The sequence below is a fragment of the Alkalibacterium sp. s-m-28 genome, from assembly GCF_054658175.1.
Genome location: NZ_BAAGIQ010000259.1, coordinates 1 through 514, shown reverse-complemented (window position 1 = coordinate 514; position 514 = coordinate 1). Strand labels below are relative to the sequence as shown.

The 514-nt window shown below is 38.1% G+C and carries 1 protein-coding gene; it reads right to left on the bottom strand.

Features of this window, described 5'->3' with window-relative positions; genetic code table 11:
• Positions 1-23 precede the first annotated feature (23 nt).
• The gene (locus ACYQ4S_RS12230) at positions 24-281 is read right to left on the bottom strand and encodes a type I phosphoribosyltransferase (RefSeq protein ID WP_459771438.1); all 258 of its coding nucleotides are present in this window, start codon (positions 279-281) and stop codon (positions 24-26) included.
• Positions 282-514 lie beyond the last annotated feature (233 nt).

Genomic DNA, 514 nt, shown 5'->3' with positions numbered 1-514 from the left:
GATTTACAGGTGAAAATCAAGTATCAAAGCCAACTTTCCGGACTCTTTTTCCAGTTTTCAAGACGTGACATCTCTTCCTCATCCACAAGCCCGTTCCTTAATGCAGCCTCGATCAGAGAAGAATAATCTGTTATGGTGTGATAGTCTATATTCAAGTCATGAAAGGCGCTGGTCCCCAAGTCGAGCTCATAGGTAAATATAGCAGCCACTCCCAGTACATCAGCACCTTCACTTTTTGCTGCATTGACGGCATCGATGACACTCTGTCCAGTAGAGATCAAGCGGGAGTTTAACAGCTGGAATCAATAAAAAGTGACACAAAGCCTGTTATGGCTTTATTTTTTTGTCAAATTTGATAGACTTATATTGTAGTACTATGTAGTAATATGTTATAATAGAGATACATTTAAAAGGAATGAGGATTAGCTATGCGTATTAAAAAGAATAAATCTAAACATTCTACCTCCTATTCTGTTATTGAAAGTTATCGTGATCGAAATGGTCGGTCTACAAC